14 protein-coding genes are annotated in these 14,541 nt (G+C 73.1%); 8 read left to right on the forward strand and 6 right to left on the reverse strand.

The features are described 5' to 3' along the window. Positions 1 to 82 precede the first annotated feature (82 nt). Entirely contained in the window at positions 83 to 970 is an 888-nt protein-coding gene (locus ABT263_RS07790; protein WP_352288657.1) for a M56 family metallopeptidase, read from the reverse strand. Then, positions 967 to 1,335: a BlaI/MecI/CopY family transcriptional regulator gene (locus tag ABT263_RS07795; RefSeq protein WP_352288988.1), complete on the reverse strand. Its 369-nt coding sequence runs from the start codon at positions 1,333 to 1,335 to the stop codon at positions 967 to 969. The genes ABT263_RS07790 and ABT263_RS07795 overlap by 4 nt, the downstream gene beginning before the upstream one ends. Positions 1,336 to 1,596: 261 nt before the next feature. Here ABT263_RS07795 and ABT263_RS07800 point away from each other — a divergent pair, with 261 nt between their 5' ends. Next, positions 1,597 to 2,244 carry a DUF1275 family protein gene (locus ABT263_RS07800; protein WP_352288991.1) on the forward strand — a complete coding sequence of 216 codons (648 nt, stop codon included), beginning with the start codon at positions 1,597 to 1,599 and terminating at the stop codon, positions 2,242 to 2,244. Between the two features lie 143 nt (positions 2,245 to 2,387). Here the strand turns inward: ABT263_RS07800 and ABT263_RS07805 are convergent, their stop codons facing one another. Next, the gene (locus ABT263_RS07805) at positions 2,388 to 3,056 is read right to left on the reverse strand and encodes an Rv1733c family protein (RefSeq protein WP_352288659.1); all 669 of its coding nucleotides are present in this window, start codon (positions 3,054 to 3,056) and stop codon (positions 2,388 to 2,390) included. A gap of 448 nt (positions 3,057 to 3,504) precedes the next feature. Here ABT263_RS07805 and ABT263_RS07810 point away from each other — a divergent pair, with 448 nt between their 5' ends. The 3 genes from ABT263_RS07810 to ABT263_RS07820 are packed head-to-tail and all read left to right on the forward strand — an operon-like array spanning position 3,505 to position 6,937. Next, on the forward strand, positions 3,505 to 4,029 hold the full coding sequence (locus tag ABT263_RS07810) for a PadR family transcriptional regulator (protein ID WP_352288662.1): 525 nt from the start codon (positions 3,505 to 3,507) through the stop codon (positions 4,027 to 4,029). Continuing rightward, positions 4,026 to 4,712, forward strand: a complete 687-nt coding sequence (locus tag ABT263_RS07815; RefSeq protein WP_352288664.1) for an ABC transporter ATP-binding protein — start codon at positions 4,026 to 4,028, stop codon at positions 4,710 to 4,712. The genes ABT263_RS07810 and ABT263_RS07815 overlap by 4 nt, the downstream gene beginning before the upstream one ends. Further along, positions 4,709 to 6,937 (forward strand): ABC transporter permease, encoded by a 2,229-nt coding sequence (locus tag ABT263_RS07820; RefSeq protein WP_352288666.1) that lies wholly within the window; start codon positions 4,709 to 4,711, stop codon positions 6,935 to 6,937. The genes ABT263_RS07815 and ABT263_RS07820 overlap by 4 nt, the downstream gene beginning before the upstream one ends. A 121-nt stretch (positions 6,938 to 7,058) precedes the next feature. On the opposite strand, the gene ABT263_RS07825 is transcribed toward ABT263_RS07820, so the two are convergent. Further along, positions 7,059 to 7,514, reverse strand: a complete 456-nt coding sequence (locus ABT263_RS07825; protein ID WP_352288668.1) for a nucleotide triphosphate diphosphatase NUDT15 — start codon at positions 7,512 to 7,514, stop codon at positions 7,059 to 7,061. A 54-nt stretch (positions 7,515 to 7,568) separates the two neighbouring features. After that, the gene (locus ABT263_RS07830) at positions 7,569 to 9,092 is read right to left on the reverse strand and encodes an SDR family NAD(P)-dependent oxidoreductase (protein ID WP_442906768.1); all 1,524 of its coding nucleotides are present in this window, start codon (positions 9,090 to 9,092) and stop codon (positions 7,569 to 7,571) included. A gap of 1,004 nt (positions 9,093 to 10,096) precedes the next feature. Here ABT263_RS07830 and ABT263_RS07835 point away from each other — a divergent pair. Next, positions 10,097 to 10,357 carry a hypothetical protein gene (locus ABT263_RS07835; protein ID WP_352288671.1) on the forward strand — a complete coding sequence of 87 codons (261 nt, stop codon included), beginning with the start codon at positions 10,097 to 10,099 and terminating at the stop codon, positions 10,355 to 10,357. Between the two features lie 146 nt (positions 10,358 to 10,503). Here ABT263_RS07835 and ABT263_RS07840 read toward each other — a convergent pair whose 3' ends face one another. After that, a complete protein-coding gene (locus tag ABT263_RS07840; RefSeq protein WP_352288673.1) occupies positions 10,504 to 11,172 on the reverse strand; it encodes a DUF5919 domain-containing protein in 669 nt (222 codons plus the stop codon). A 421-nt stretch (positions 11,173 to 11,593) separates the two neighbouring features. On the opposite strand from ABT263_RS07840, the gene ABT263_RS38885 reads away from it, so the two are divergent. From ABT263_RS38885 to ABT263_RS07850, 3 genes are all read left to right on the forward strand, one after another. Continuing rightward, positions 11,594 to 11,914 (forward strand): DUF7848 domain-containing protein, encoded by a 321-nt coding sequence (locus ABT263_RS38885; protein WP_502885772.1) that lies wholly within the window; start codon positions 11,594 to 11,596, stop codon positions 11,912 to 11,914. Positions 11,915 to 12,086: 172 nt separating this feature from the next. Continuing rightward, positions 12,087 to 12,350, forward strand: coding sequence for a hypothetical protein (locus ABT263_RS07845; protein ID WP_352288675.1), 264 nt, complete (start codon positions 12,087 to 12,089; stop codon positions 12,348 to 12,350). Positions 12,351 to 13,205: 855 nt separating this feature from the next. Then, positions 13,206 to 14,294 carry an rRNA adenine N-6-methyltransferase family protein gene (locus ABT263_RS07850; RefSeq protein WP_352288677.1) on the forward strand — a complete coding sequence of 363 codons (1,089 nt, stop codon included), beginning with the start codon at positions 13,206 to 13,208 and terminating at the stop codon, positions 14,292 to 14,294. Positions 14,295 to 14,541: the final 247 nt, after the last annotated feature.

The following is a 14,541-nucleotide window of genomic DNA, read 5'->3' on the forward strand; positions in this document are numbered from 1 at the left end:
CCCGGCCCGACGCGCTCCCGCTCCGCCGCTCCCGCCCCGCCGGCCGCACCCGGACATGGCCGGATCGCTCCGGCCCGGCGCCCTACGGGTGCTGCGCGCAGGCCAGCAGGTAGGGGAGCAGTGGGGCGGAGGCCGCGCCGACGCGGCAGACGGAGACCCAGGGGCGGGGCGTGACCTCGGGCCGGCCCAGGCGCTGGACGCGGGCGAGGACGCCGGTGGCGGCCGCCGCGAACGCGGGCCCGCCGGCCGGGTCGGCCGTGGCCAGCAGGCAGAGGGCGGAAGCGAGTTCGGAGCGCGTCGCGGTCGCCAGCGCGGCGTCGTCGGCGGCCATCTCCAGCAGCAGCGCCACCTCCGCCCGGCCGGTGCGGGCCAGCGGCAGCCGGCCGAGGGGCAGGGCGAAGGTGTCCACCGCGAGCCGCGCCAGGTGGTGGCGCCCCCGGATGTGGCCGCGCTCGTGCGCGACCGCGGCGGCCAGCCTGCGCTCGTCGAGCAGCTCCACCGCGCCGCGCGACACCACCACCCGGGCCCGGCGGCCGGGCAGGCAGTAGACGGCCGGCCGGGCGTCGTCGAGCACCAGCGCGCGGTGGTGCCGGTCGCGGACCGCGACCACGTCCAGCACCGCCCGGTGCCGGCTCCGCAGCCGCGCGGCCCGCGTCCCGAGGGCCACGGCGACCCCGCCCAGGGCGAGCGCCACCGCGGCCGGCGCCCACCAGCCGTGCGCGTGCGGGTCGGTGGCCGGACCGGCCTCGACGTGCGGGAGCAGTCCGGCCAGCCCGGCCGGCCGGTGGCCGAGCGTCGCCGCCAGGTGGTGCGCCGCGAGCAGCAGCGCGGTCCCGAAGGAGGCCATCAGTGCCAGCCAGACCGCGACGCCCGCCGCCGGCCGGGCCTGGAGCCGGCGCGAACCGGCCAGCCACCGGGGGAGGACGGCACCGACCAGGACGAGGTGGAGCGCCAGCAGCGCGAGCGTCACGGGGTGTCCCGCTCCTTCACCTGCTCCAGGGCCGCCAGCAGGGCCGAGGCCTCGTCCCCGCTCATCCGGTCGACGAAGTGCAGCAGGGCCCCGGCCCGGTCGGAGGTGGTCTCCAGTGCCTGGTGCATCAGTTGGGCGGTGTACGCCTCGCGGGTGCAGGTCGGCTCGTACACCCACGCCCGGCCGACCTTCTCCCGGCGCAGCCACCCCTTGGTGTGCAGGATGTCGGCCACCGTGGTGACGGTGGTGTAGGCGAGCGGCCGCCGCAGCTGCAGGTCGTCGACGATCTCGCGGGCGGTGGCCGCCCGGCCCCAGGACCAGAGCCGGTCCATGATCTCGGCCTCCAGATCGCCGAACCCGCGCAACACCGCCCGAACGCCCCTTCCATCCGCACCCGGCCGCCCTGCCCGGCCGCCCACCGGCCCATCGTACGGGCGGCGGCCGAGGTGCCCGTACGGCGCTCTCCCGGTGGGCGCGGTGGAGCCGTTCGGGCACCGGCGGGGGTTCGGCGTGCCCCGGGCGGGCGGACGGGCGTAGAACGGACGGAGCGCCGGAGCCCACCGGAGCGCGCGAACCGGAGGAGGACAGCTGTGTGGAGCGACCCCCGGCACGGCCCGCTGGTGCCGATGCTGCTGTTGCTCACCGTCGTCACCGGGCTGGTGGACGCGGTGAGTTACCTCGCCCTCGGGCATGTCTTCGTCGCCAACATGACGGGCAACGTGGTCTTCCTGGGCTTCGCCCTGGCGGGCGCGGCCGGGTTCTCCGCCACCGCCTCGCTCACCGCGCTGGGCGCCTTCCTGGCGGGCGCGCTCGCCGGTGGCCGGCTCAGCGAACGCCTGCCCGGCCACCGGGGCCGGCTGCTGGTCGTCTCCGCCGCCGTCCAGGCGGTGCTGCTGGCCCTCGGCACCGCCCTGGCGGCGCTGGCCGGCCACACCGGTGAGCCCGCGCGCTACGCGCTGACCGGTCTGCTCGGGTTCGCGATGGGGCTCCAGAACGCCGTCGTCCGCTCCCTCAAGGTGCCCGACCTCACCACCACCGTGCTCACCATGACCCTGACCGGCCTGGCCGCCGACCTGGCCGGGATCCGCCGCTTCGCCTCGGCGGTCTGGATGTTCGGTGGCGCCGTCCTGGGCGCCGCGCTGGTCCTGAACGCCGATGTGCCGATCGCCCTCGCCCTGGCGCTGGCCCTCCTGGTGGCCGTCGCCGTGCTCACCCACCGGGCGTCCGCCGCCCTCCCCGCCCCGGCCTGGACCGGGTGGGACGGCGGGTCCTGAGGCGCCGACGGGCGGGCAGAGGACCCGAACCCGAACCCGGACCCGGACCCGGACCCGGACCCGGACCCGGACCCGGACCCGGAGCCGGTCCGGGCGGCGGACTTCGGGGGCCGTCGGCCCGGCCCGACTGACCCCGGCCGGGGTCAGTCGCCCTGCGCCCCGTCGGGGCTGTGGCTCGCGCGGCCGCTCCAGAGCGGTTCGAGTCTGCTCCAGGACCGCTGCCAGGCGAGGTCGGCCCGCCGGTCGAGGGCCCGCAGGCGCAGGGCGAGGGCGGCCACGACGCCCGCGCCGACGACGGTGAAGCCCGCGAGGCCCACGCAGACCGCCTCGATCGCCACGCCCGCCCGGGTGGTCGGGGGATCGGTCACCAGCCCGGCCTCGTCCACCCAGACGGGGACGGTGGTTCCGACCACGGCGGTCCGGTGCACCTCGATGGTGCCGGTGCGCCACTGCCCGTCCGGTGCGGTCCAGGTGGCCTCGGCGGCCACCCTGCCCTGGTAGCCGCCCGCCGAGCGGCTTCCCACGGCGGCTCCGTGCCGGTCGGTGGAGAGCACGACGGCGTCGACCCGGCGCAGCCGTGCCAGGTCCGCGTCGGCGTCCCGCCCGACGGTCCGGTAGCCGAGCAGCGCGCCGACGACGGCGGCGGTCAGGGCGAGCAGGATCGCCAGCGCGGCCGTGCACCAGGCCCGGCCGCGGGACCGGTCCAGCGGGCGGACCAGGGGGGAGCGGTGGCTGCCGAGGGCCTGCCGCAGCTGCCGTCCGGCCCGCCGCGGGAGCGACGCGGGCCGGACCGGGCCGGAGGTGCTGGACACGATGCGTGCTCCTCGGGTGGTAGGTCGCAGCGGCGCTCGGGCGCCCGGCCGGGATCGTCCGCCGGGCTCCGGCTCTCAATCTCCCTCCGCTCCGGCCGCGGCACAAGAGTCGTGCGCGCCCGTACCGCGGCGCCCGCCCGCCGACCGGCCGTCAGGACCGGGGCCCGCCGCGCGACCGGGACGTTCGGCCCTCGGCGCCGGAGGGGTGCCCGGGGCAGGCTGGTGGGTGCCGCGTCCGAGAGGTGTCGGGACGCGGTCGGCCCGGCCGGCTGTGGGGGCAGGTCGGGCCGCCGGTGTGGAGCGGGAGGCGGTGTGGGGCCGCCTCCCGCTCACCGCCCCGCCGGTTCCCGGGAGGCCGATTCCTCCAACGGATCAGCGTCTTCGCAGTTCGGAGCCGTATTCTCGCCAGCTATACACTCGGGGTATACGTCGGGTGTATGGTCCTCTCATGAGTGTTCCCCTGACCCTTCTCGGGCTGCTGGAGCGAGAGCCGAGCCACGGCTACGACCTCAAGCGCGACTACGACACCTTCTTCGGCCGGGGCAAGCCCCTGCCCTACGGCCAGGTCTACGCCACGCTCGGCCGACTGGCCCGGGACGGCAAGGTGGTGCCCGGCGAGGCCGAGCCCGGCGACGGCCCCGAGCGCAAGCGCTACGTGATCACCGAGGCCGGTGTGACGGAGTTCGAGCACTGGCTCACCGAGCCCGTCGCGCCCGAGCCCAGCCTGCAGACGGTGCTCTTCACCAAGGTGGTGCTGGCCCTGATGCTCGGCCGCGACGCCGAGGTGTACCTCGACACCCAGCGCGCCGCCCACCTGCGGCGGATGCGCGAACTCACCGACCTGCGCCGGGGCGGCGAGCTGGTCGACGCCCTGCTCGCCGACCACGGGCTGTTCCACCTGGAGGCCGATCTGCGCTGGATCGACCTGACCACCGCCCGCCTGGACGCGCTCGCCGAGGCGGTGCGGTCGTGACGCCGCTGATCGAGGCCCGCGACATCACGCTCGCCTACGGCGAGACCCCGGCCCTGCGCGGCGCGAGCCTGGCCGTCGGCGCCGGTGAGGTGCTCGCGATCATGGGCCCCAGCGGCTCCGGCAAGTCGACGCTGCTGCACTGCCTGGCCGGCATCCTCACCCCGTCCTCCGGCGAGGTCCTGTTCGACGGGCAGCGGATCGACACCATGGACGAGGCCGGGCGCAGCGCGCTGCGGCGTGACCGGTTCGGCTTCGTCTTCCAGTTCGGCCAGCTCGTCCCCGAGTTGACCGCCGAGGAGAACGTCGCGCTGCCGCTGCTGCTGAGCGGCACCCGGCGGGCGGCGGCGCTGGCCGAGGCCCGGCCCTGGTTCGCCCGGCTGGGCCTGGACGGCCTGGAGAAGCGCCGCTCCGGTGAACTGTCGGGCGGTCAGGCGCAGCGCGTCGCGCTCGCCCGCGGCCTGGTGGCGCGCCCCCGGGTGCTGTTCGCCGACGAGCCGACCGGCGCGCTGGACTCGCTGACCGGTGAGCAGGTGATGGAGCTGATGGTCGGCGCGGCCCGCGAGCAGGGCACCACCGTCATCCTGGTCACCCACGAGCCCCGGGTCGCCGCCTACGCCGACCGCGAGGCGATCGTGCGCGACGGCCGGGCCACCTCGCTCGCGGCGGGCCCGGTGGGCCGGTGATCGCCTTCGCGCTGCGCCTCGCCGTCAGCGGCGGGCGGGAGGCCCTGGCCCGGCTGGCCGTCATCGCCGCCGCCGTGGCGATCGGCGTCGGTCTGCTGCTCTCCACACTGGCGAGCATCAACGCCGTCGGCCAGGCCAACGACCGGGCCGTGTGGACCAACAGCGGCGCGGCGAGCCGGACCGAGACGGCCCCGGTGGACCCGCTCCGGTGGTGGGCCCACGGGGACTACTACGACGGCGAGCAGATCCTGCGGGTCGACGTCGCCGCCACCGGGCCGACGGCGCCCGTCCCGCCGGGGCTCGACGCGGTGCCGGCGCCCGGGGAGTACTACGTCTCGCCCGCGCTGGCCGAACTGCTGCGCAGGACCCCGGCCGGCGAGCTGGGCGACCGCTTCCCCGGCCGGCCGGCCGGCGTCCTCGGCGACGCGGCGCTGCCCTCCCCGGACTCCCTGTTCGTGGTCGTGGGCCGGACGGCGGCGGAGATCGCGACCGTGCCGGGGGCGCGGGAGGTCACCACCATCGCCACCGCCCTGCCGCCCAGCTGCGACGACGACTGCCCGGGGCCGGGCACGCGCGGGGACGCCATGACGCTGATCCTCTCGGTCGTGGCCGGGGCGCTGATCTTCCCGGTGGTCGTCTTCATCGGCACCGCCACCCGGCTCTCCGCCGCCACCCGCGAGCAGCGCTACGCGGCGATGCGGCTGGTCGGCGCCACCCCGGGGCAGATCGCGCTGATCTCGGCGGTCGAGTCCACGGTGGCCGCCGCCGTCGGCACGGTCCTCGGTTTCGGCCTCCACCTGGCGCTGCGCCCGCTGGTGGCGACCGTCCCGTTCACCGGCGACCGGTTCTTCCTCGACGACCTGACGCTCACCCCGCTCCAGGCGGTGGCGGTGGCCGTCGGCGTCCCGGTGGCGGCGGCGGTCGCGGCCCGGCTGGCGCTGCGTCGGGTCACCGTCTCCCCGCTGGGGGTCACCCGCCGGGTCACCCCCGGGCCGCCGACCCACTGGCGGCTGGTCCCGCTGGTGGCCGGCCTCGCCGAGCTCGGCTTCTTCGTGAACCGCCGCCCGGACACCACCGACCAGCAGACGGCGGCCTATCTGACCGGCTTCCTGCTGATCATGCTCGGGCTGGTGGTCGCCGGGCCCTGGCTCACCATGGTCGCGGCCCGGGCCGTCGCCGCCCGCACCAGCCGCCCGGCCACCCTGATCGCGGTGCGGCGGCTCGCGGACGACCCCAAGGCCGGGTTCCGCTCGGTCGCCGGGCTCGTCCTCGCCCTCTTCGTCACCACGGCCACGGTCTGCATCATCGGCACCATCAACGAGAACCGCGGCGCGCTCAGCGGGGATCCGCAGACCCGGGTCGTGGTGGAGCACGGCGCGATGGTCGACGAGCCGCCGATGACGGACGCGCTGCCGGAGCGACTGCTGGCGGACCTCCGGGCGGTGCCGGGGTTCCGGGGCCTCACGGTGGGCCACGACAACCCGCGGGCGCTCGGCGCCGAGCCGGGCGAGCGGCCCGGCTTCTCCCCGAGCCTGGTGCTCTGCGGCGACCTCGCGCAGACCCCGGTGGCCGGCCACTGCCCGGCCGGTGCGAGCGTCGCGGGCGTCCCGCAGTGGGCCTTCCTGGACCTTCGGTCCAACGCCGCGCACGAGTGGCCGGCCGCGCCGGTCTCCGCCGAGGAGGCGGCCGCGCTCCCGGTGCGCAACGTCTACGTGTCCACCGACGGGTCCGTCGCGGCCATGGAGCGGACCCGCACCCTGCTGACCGAGGCGTACCCGCAGTACCGGGCGCGGACGGTCGGCGACTGGGGCTCCAGCCAGCAGAAGCAGCTGGCCGGCTGGCGGCAGCTGGCCAACGTGGTGCTGCTGACCACGCTGCCGATCGCCGGGTGCAGCCTCGCGGTCAGCGTGGTGGCGGGCCTCTCGGACCGCCGGCGCCCGTTCGCGATGCTGCGGCTCACCGGGGCGCCGCTCGGCCTGCTGCGACGGGTGGTCGGGCTGGAGAGCGCGCTGCCGCTGCTGGTGGTGTCGGTGATCGCGACCGGCACCGGGTTCGGGGCGGCGGCGATGTTCCTCAGGTCGCAGATGCACTACGCCCTGGTGTCACCGGGGGTGGTGTACTTCGCGCTGGTGGCGCTCGGGCTGGCGGCCTCGCTCGGGATCATCGCCTCGACGCTCCCGCTGCTGAGGCGGCTGACCGGCCCGGAGGCGGCCCGCAACGGCTGACCCGCCCTCAGCCGGCCCGCCCACGGCTCGACCCGCTCACGGCCTGACCCGGTCACCGCCGAACTGCCCACCGCCGAACCCGCCCGCGGCAGGCCCGCCCGGGCCGCGGTGCCCCGTCGCCCTACCCGGCGACGGGGTACGCGTGCGTCCCGGCCCGGATCACCGGGGGGAGGTGCGGCAGCCAGCTGCCGAGGACCAGCGCCGACGGGTAGAACATCGGCTCGGGCAGCGCGTCGATCGCGACGCGCTCCCAACCCGCGCAGGCGTGCGGCTCGGTGACCAGGGCCGTGGCCAGGCTCGGCGGGGCGAGTACGGCCGCGGTCAGCCGGGGGCGGCCCAGCTCGTGGTCGAGCAGCACGGCGAGCACCCGCATCGCCGAGGCCGGCAGCACGATGCCGGTCTCCTCGGCGAGTTCGCGCGCCGCGGCCTGCTCGAAGGACTCGCCCGGGTCGTCCACCTTGCCGCCCGGCAGGCTCCAGGTGGGCGGCTCGCCGGCGGTGATCCGGTGGCCGAGCAGCACCCGGCCGTCACCGGTGGGCACGATCACGCCGGCGCCGATCAGCGGTGCGGTGGTCAACTCGGTCCTCCTCGCGGGGTCTACCGGACGGCGGGGTCCACCGGGCGGTGGGGCCTACCAGGCGGCGCGGTCGAAGTCCTTCAGGAAGCAGCCGTAGAGGTCCTCGCCCTGCTCGCCGCGGACGATCGGGTCGTACACCCGGGCCGCGCCGTCGACCAGGTCGAGCGGGGCGTGGAAGCCCTCGTCGGCGAGCCGCATCTTGTCCGGGTGCGGGCGCTCGTCGGTGATCCAGCCGGTGTCGACGGCGGTCATCAGGATGCCGTCGGACTCGAACATCTCCTGCGCGCTGGTGCGGGTGAGCATGTTCAGCGCGGCCTTGGCCATGTTGGTGTGCGGGTGGCCGGCGCCCTTGTAGCCGCGGGCGAAGACGCCCTCCATCGCGGAGACGTTGACCACGTACTTGCGGCGGGACGCCGAGGCGGCCATCGCCGGGCGCAGCCGGCTGATCAGGATGAACGGCGCGGTGGAGTTGCAGAGCTGGACCTCCAGCAGCTCCACCGGGCCGACCTCGTTGACCGTCTGCACCCAGCTGTTGGTGGGCGCGAGGTCGGGCACCAGCCCGCCGGCGTCGATCGCGGTGCCGGCCTCGATCCGGGCGGGCGTGGCGGAGCCGGTGACCAGGGCGAGGGAGGTGACGTCCTCGGCGGAGATCCGCTCGCCGCCGCCGGTCGCCTGGGCGGGCAGCGCGGGCAGGTCCACGCTGCCGCTGCCGAAGCGGCCGATGGTGGTGGACTGCGGCAGCTCGCCGGCCGGCAGCGGCGCGGACTCGGCGTTGACCAGCTCGCGGTACGACTCCGGCGGACGGCGCACCGTCTGCGCGGCGTTGTTGATCAGGATGTCCAGCGGGCCGTCGGCGGCGACCTCGTCGGCCAGCGCCAGGACCTGGGCCGGGTCGCGCAGGTCGATGCCGACGATCTTCAGGCGGTGCAGCCAGTCGGCGCTGTCCGGCATCGCGGTGAAGCGGCGGATGGCGTCGTTGGGGAACCGGGTGGTGATGGTGGTGTGCGCGCCGTCGCGGAGCAGCATCAGCGCGATGTACATGCCGATCTTGGCCCGGCCGCCGGTGAGCAGCGCGCGCTTGCCGGTGAGGTCGGCGCGGGCGTCCCGGCGGGCGCGGTTCTTCACCGCGCAGGTCTGGCAGAGGTTGTGGTAGAACGCGTCCACCTCGACGTACCGCTGCTTGCAGGTGTAGCAGGAGCGCGGGCGCTCCAGGATGCCGGCGATCTCGGTGGTGGTGACGGTGGTCAGGCCGAACGCGCCGGCCGTCTCGTCGTCGATCCGGCTGGGCGCGCCGGTGGCGGTGCGGGCGGTGACCTCGCGGTCGTTCGCGGTCTTGCGGGCCCGGGTCTCCTGGCGGCGGCGCTGCTTGAGCGTGCGGAATATGCCGCCGACGGCCTGGCGGACGGTGATCGCGTCCGGGTGGTCGACGTGCAGCTGGTCCAGCTCGGCGATCACGTCCAGGCAGAGCCGCAGCCGCTCGGGGTCGAGGCCGGGACCGTAGTCGATCTCCTCCTCGGTGCTGACCTCCGTGCCGCCGCCCTGCTCGATGCCCTGCTCGATGTCCACGCCCGCCGTCATGATGCCCGCTGCCGCTTTCCTGGATTGCCTCGCCGTTACCGCGTGAATGCTACGGGAGCGGCCCTGGCCGGGGCGAAAAGGCGATCACTTGGAGGAAGCTCCAAGGCGGGGCCCGCGCTGCTGATCATGTGTTGTGCACTGTGCCAGCGATCGGCGTCGAACTGGCTTTTGCCCGCCCCGTGCCGGAGCCGGTTGTCGACGTCAGGGCGGAGTCCGAGCGTAGCTCCGGCGAAGCTCGGGGCCCCGGAGGGGGTCGTAGCGGGTCAAGCCGCTGACCGGTTCGAATCCGGACCCTTGACGTCACTTATGGGCCTAGCTCAGTGGTAGAGCGGCGGACTCCAAACCCACGCCCGGAGGTTCGATTCCTTGCGCACACGCGCGGGTTCACGATCTTGGACAAGGGGCATGTCATCCGCAAGCACTCGCCGAGCTGGACCGCTCGCGTACCTGCTGAGCCTCCCCGACGCCTCCCGGGAGGACGTCAGGACGCTGGCCGCTAAGTCGCGCGAAGGGCGTACGGCGATCGCTCGCGCGCTGAACGGGTTGGCGGCCGCCGGCCGCCGGCCGCCGGCCACCGCGTCCGCCGGACCGACCGCGACGCGACGCACTGGCGGGGCAGGTGCGTACCACGGTGTCCGTCCACGAGGTCCCGGTGACGTCGGCCAAGCCGGTGCACGCGGCGCCACCGCTTCCCGCATTCCCGGCCGCTGGTGGACCTGGAGCTGGGGAGCCGGGCGGCGGGAAGGTGGGAAGCGCCTACGTGAGGGTAAAGACGTTGGCTCGGAGGGAAGTTGAAGTACCTTCCATCCCTCCGACCGAAGAGCCGCTGGCTGAGGATCCGGACCTCATGGCCCCATGGATCCGGGGGAGATGGCAGAGGCGCACGCGGCCTTCTCAGCCCTTCTCGGAGGGGCGGACGAGGAAGTCTCCATCGCACCCGTGAACAAGCCGCTGGCGGCCACGGAGAGCCTGTTGAGCCCCGTCAGGCCCCGACACATCCCGCCATGTCCGACGGTATGGCGCTGCTGCTGGAACTGGGCCGTCGCGACCCGCGCATGGCCCTGGCCGACAGGGTGCTGACCGACCAATCCGCCGTGGTGAACGGCCTGCTGGCCGGGGGATGGCCGGCTGAGGACCTGCTGCGGATCCTCTCCATGCCGCTCTCGGAGAAGATCACCCGCAGCGTGGGAGCGGTCATCTCCGCCCGGCTGTCGAAGATCCCAGGCCGGCCGGCTGCGAACCTCGATCCGTCCCGCGCCCCGTGACGCACACCTGCGGCGCCTGCCGGGCCCCGGGCTTGTCCCGTCCCGGGTGTGCCAGCCGTGCCGCGGAGAGGACCCTGAGCCGACGTTCACTGGCGTGACAGTAGAGGGCGGCTGGCGCACACGAGTGCCGTCCTGACGAAAGGACCTTAGGCGATCGGCCGACCACGCTCCCACAGCTCTTCGACGTGGTCTGAGAAGCGGTCGAAGAGGCCGCCGGGCTCCCCTTGTCGAAGGTGCATGAGCGGCGAGTCGTGGCCAACAACCGAGGCTAGGTGAGGCGTCACCATGGCGTCCGCGTCAAACCGGAAGACGCTGAGACTGACGTGGTTGGGACCGTCCTCGGCAGCGCTGAAGCGGGCCTCCAGCCCGGGTAGCTGGCCGACTTTGGCCAGCTCCTCCAGGGTCATCCGAATGCGCGTCGAGACGGTCAGCGCGACGCCCTCCACCCGCTCTCGGTGTTTGGTCGCCTCGGACTCGGGGTCTCCGAGCAGGAAGCGGATTCGGCAGCCGGCGTCCGACTTGCGCCGCAGAGTGTTACTGAAGTCTGGCTGCTGGGGCCAGAAGAAGTAGTTCGTGTAGCCGCTGAAGATCAAGTCCGAGGATGAGTCTTCGATTAGCCTGCCCCACACAGACGTTGGACAGGCAGAGCGGTAGGGGTAGACGGCGAAAACCTGCTTGTCATACCCGGTTTTCACCCTTGCACGAATTCCCGACGGCCACAGTACTGCCACGTCGTCTACCCCTAGCACTCGCGCCACATCGTCCTGATTCCGCTGGTGTGGCACCTCCGACTCGTCTCGAAGCCAGCGTCCCACGGTCTTAGGTGTAACCCGTACGGCTGCCGCCAGCCCTGCCGGCTTGATTCCTGCTCTCGCCATAGCATCACGAAGCTGGGTGTTCAAGACTTGACCCCCGGACATTTGGTCTTTCTTAGACTGTAGCGCCTGAGTGGCCGTCATGTCCGCTCGTTGTAAGGCGTATTGGGTTCCTCTGCGGCCGATGATTGAGACGTCGAGCCGAGAGGAGGCAACCGATGGTGACGCGGCAGTACGTCCCGCAGCGTGGGGACCTTGTACACGACAGGCTCACGAAGGCTGTCGGAGAGTTCATGGGAATCGACGGTCAGGTGGTGTACCTCCGACCCGCACGTGGCGGGGTGGAGTGGGAAACCTACCTGTCGGAGATCGAGCCGACGCCTGACAGCGGCCGAGGGTTCCACACGTCGGGCAGCGCGGCATGAGCGGCGCGAGCGATCAAACACCAGTGTTCTCCACCAGAGTGGCATGGACGCTCAGCCCGGACCGGGAGCCCGACGCGCCGCCGGTCACGCATCAGCTCTGCTGTGTCTCTGAGGACGAGGGCGGGAACGTCTGTGGGGCGAAGGGCCCACGCTCCGAGTCCGCCGAGAGGGCGCATGCCTGGGTGTTCTCACACGCGGGTGAGCACCCCGCGCACCGCTCGTTCTACGACGCGGTCGAGATGCCCTACGTCCTGAGCCCGGCGGTTGAGCCGGAGCAGCGCGCGCGGTCGGCGCGGTTTTACCCGTCGGAGCACTGAGTGGCAGCCACCAAGAGTCTCAACGAGCGCTCCGAGTGCTCCGAGTGCGACTACTTCGCCCGCGCTGAGGCGCAGTACCCGGCAAGGGACTACCCCACAATCGCGCGCCGGCTCGCCCGGGCCCGTGCAGCCCATGAGGCCGACGAAGAGTACGCATCACTGGAGGCAGCGCATGTCAGATAGCCAGTGGCCCTCTACGTGGCTGGCGTTCCTCGGAGGCCCCGCACCGTACGAGCCGGAGGCCTGGGAGGACGAGCCCGTCGACCCCTACGCGTGGCTCAGGGGCCACGGCTGGCCGCCGGAGCGGCCCCTGGGTCCCGGCCCCGTCCTCACGCCGGAGGAGCACACCGAAGCGCCGCTGACGCCGGACCAGCGCGAGCGCCGCGCCGAACTGCTGGCCCGAGTGCGCGGTGCCCACCACCCGAGGATCCGATGAAGGGGAAGGGACGGTCGTGCCGGAGCTGAGACGTCCGCGGTACCGCGAGCCGCTGGCACCGCCTCTGTACGCCAGCGTAGAGGGGCACATCTTCGCAGAGTTGGACCCGGACGAGAGCGCGATGGGCTGCCAGTGTCCCCGGCGCGCCGACGGCGGGTGCGTGGAGGATCTGGGCCTCCCTGGACTACAGGGGCAGTTTCGGGACCGCTTCCGTCGGCTGTGGACGGTCCTTGGGCGGGAGCGCGTGGCCGATCCCCTCACCGGCAGGGTGCGCTCCACGACGGTAATGATCCGTTGCGTGGAGGGCGGCCGACCGGTCCGCAAGACGATCCGATGCGCCGACGCGCTCGTGACCGAAGTCCAGTACGAGCGGGCCCGGGTTGGACGCCCACCGGCCCACCTAAGGCTTCCGCCCCGGCCGGCTACCCCTGTGGACAGCTAACCGGCCGGTACGGGCCCAGACTCCCGCCCCGGCCGCCGAAATCTTGGCAGAGAGCAGCAGTCGGAGCGGGTTCCGCAACACCGCACGACCCGCCGTTGAGTGACGACGGAACCTTCGCAGCGTGAGGCAGAGACAAGTATGCCTGTACCGCCCAAGGCAAAGCCGACGCGCCCGCCCGGACCGGTGCCGCCGGAAGCCGGATCCGTCACTGACGGGTAGGGATCAGAGCGTCCAACATCACAGCCAGAACCGAATCCATTGGAGGTACCACCCATGGGCAAGCACGGCGGAGGATCGGGAAGCGACGGAAAGGGGACCGCGGGAGGCGGGAAGGGAGGCGGACACTCCGGGAAGCCCGACACGGCGCCGCTCGACGGCAAGCGCGACGCTCCGCCGAAGAAGTAGGGGTACCCATGACCTGGAGCGAACTGGCCGACACGCTCAAGAACTCCGGTGCGCTGTCAGCTGACTGGGAGCAGACGTTCCGTGCAGTGCCGCGCACCCTTTTCACCCCGGACCGAATCCTCCACGACGGCGAGTGGACTGACCGGGCTGCAGAGCCGGACCGCTGGAACAGCCTGGTGAATTCGGATCTGCCGCTCGCAACGCAGACGTACGACGACGAGGCAACCCCGTCGTCCTCCAGCTCCATGCCGACGGTGGTCACGCAGATGCTCCGGCACCTGGACGTCATGCCGGGCATGCGGGTGCTGGAGGTGGGCACCGGAACCGGTTGGACGGCAGGACTTCTGGCGCACCGGCTTGGCGCTGAGAATGTGACCACCGTTGAGGTGGATCCTGTTCTCGCGATTGAAGCGCGCGACCGGTTGAATGCGTTGGGGCTGCTGCCGACCGTCGCAGCCGGAGACGGGATGCTGGGGCACCCGGAAGGTGCGCCGTTCCATCGGGCCCAGCTGACAGCAGCAGTGCAGCGGGTGCCGTCCCCACTCATCGAGCAGATGACGCCCGGAGGAGTGATCCTCGCCCCGTACGGCACACCGTTCTGCAATGGGGGGCTACTGCGGCTCACCGTGGCTGCGGACGGCCGGTCGGCGAGCGGCCCATTCGTCGAGGATGTGTCGTTCATGTGGGTGCGCGACCAGCGGCCCGAGAGCGGCGACTTCGAGATTGACGACGTCCGGCACGGGGCGTCCGACATCGACCCCGCTGATGTGGCAGAACAGACGCATGCGGCCTTCGCCATCGGCCTGCGGATGCCGGACCTTTTCCGGCAGGACGTGTGGGCCGGCTACGACCGGTTCGGCACGGGCCGCTTCGAGGTCTGGGACGGGGTGTCGTACGCCCATTGTCGTCTGGCGGATTGGGACGGCAAGCACGCGGTGTCGCAGTCCGGCCCACGCTCACTGTGGGAAGAGGTGACGGCTGCACATGCCTGGTGGGTCCGTAAGGGCAGGCCGGATCTCACTCGGTTCGGCATGACCGTGACCGTCGACGGGGAGCACCGTCCGTGGCTGGACAGCCCGGAGCACCTCATCGGATAGCCCCTGAAGCCGGCCCGGCCGCCATACGTCCCCCGCGGGGCGGTCGGGCCCCCTGGACATCCTCGCGCTACCGGATTCGTCCCCGGTACGCCAGCGGAGGGTGAGCAGAGCGCCCGGCTTGCACCTGCCGGGGGCTCTGTGTGTTCCTACAAGCCGCACCGTGACCGGTGGACTAGACCTCGTGTGAACGTTCAGGGCTGACATCCGGACTGGCGTTTTCACCTGCGGTTAAGCGAGGATTGGTCCA

Origin of the sequence: Kitasatospora sp. NPDC001603, assembly GCF_040298365.1 — a bacterium.
Lineage (GTDB): Bacteria > Actinomycetota > Actinomycetes > Streptomycetales > Streptomycetaceae > Kitasatospora.